Annotated in this window: 2 protein-coding genes; one reads left to right on the forward strand and one right to left on the reverse strand. The window is 59.2% G+C overall.

Annotated elements, in window-relative coordinates; translation table 11 throughout:
- Positions 1 to 138 precede the first annotated feature (138 nt).
- Entirely contained in the window at positions 139 to 483 is a 345-nt protein-coding gene (locus V6C16_RS13555; protein WP_333535363.1) for a hypothetical protein, read from the forward strand.
- Between the two features lie 278 nt (positions 484 to 761).
- Here the strand turns inward: V6C16_RS13555 and V6C16_RS13560 are convergent.
- Positions 762 to 1,255, reverse strand: a 494-nt coding sequence (locus tag V6C16_RS13560; RefSeq protein ID WP_333543477.1) for an SAM-dependent methyltransferase, incomplete at its 5' end; no start/stop codon positions are given.

A 1,255-nucleotide genomic window follows, 5' to 3' on the forward strand; every position in this document is an offset into this window, starting at 1 on the left:
CGGCTGCTGTGGAGATGCGGGAAAACGCGCTGTCTGCGGACGTGGAGGACATGCCTGCGGCAAGCCCGGAAGTGCTGCCCGGGCCGCAACAGCCAGATGCGCCGCTGCCCGGCGGCCTTGAAAAAAGGAAATAACAGCGTGAGCCGCGACCCCCTGCTCAAAGTGTATGGGCATATCTACCCTGTGGACCGGGAATTTTATGATGCTCTGGCCCGCGCCTGTGCGGATGCCCTGCCTGACGAAACAGATATTCCGGTCATCGAGATGGACGGGGACATGGCGCGCTTTTCCTTCGAGGGCGCGTATTTTCCTGTGGAGGAAACGCTGGAGGCGCTGGCGCACGGCCTGAAGCCGGAGCACAAGGGCAAGCTGGACGTGCTGGACTTGGAAGGCTGGCGTCTGACCCGCCATGTTTTTGAGGCGGGGCGCATCAAAAGCAGCAGCGCCTCGCTGAACAACGTGCTGGACTATTCCGGCCATTAGAGCAGTTTGCGAATGAAACGAGTCAACTGCTCTGCAAGGATTTTCCTGAAAATCCTTGCCACGAAATGCGAGCAGGCAGGCTTTTGCCTGCCGTAAGCAAGCATTTCAAGTGTTAAATGCTCTAGAGCAATTTCACTTTGAAATTGCTCTGGCGGCTGCGCGAGCAGACGCCCGCCGCGAAGGCGTAAGCGCAATTTATTTGCGCGGTTAAACGCCGAAGCGAGCGTGTTTTAAACTTTGAAAATGTATATTTTCAAAGTTAATCTGCTCTAGGCCGTTCACGGATGAAATGGGTGCGCTGCTCCGTGAGGGCTTGAGGGCGCGTTGCCGTCTGCCGCTGTGGCGTTGCCGCGTTCGAAAAGCGCCATATATTCCTGATTGCCCTTGGGGCCCTTGATGGCCGCGGGCAGCACGCCACGGCAGTTCAGGCCCAGACTTGCGCGGCTGAATGCCAGTATCTTGTCCACGGCTCTCTGCCGGGCTTCTTCGTCCCGCACCACTCCCTTGACTGTTTCGCCGGGTCCCAGCTCAAACTGCGGCTTGATAAGCGTGGCCACAAGGCCCCCGGTCCTGAGCCAGGTCATGCAGGCTGGAAGCACAAGGGTGAGGGATATGAAAGAAACGTCGGCCACCACCATGTCCACCGGTTCGGGGATAAGCCCGGCCTCTGCATGGCGCAGGTTCACGCCTTCAAGGTTGACGACGCGCGCGTCGCCCCGCAGTTTCTCGTGCAACTGATTGCGGCCCACGTCCACGGCGTATACGCGGGCCG

Source organism: Desulfovibrio sp. 1188_IL3213 (assembly GCF_036763145.1).
Taxonomy (GTDB): Bacteria; Desulfobacterota; Desulfovibrionia; order Desulfovibrionales; family Desulfovibrionaceae; genus Desulfovibrio.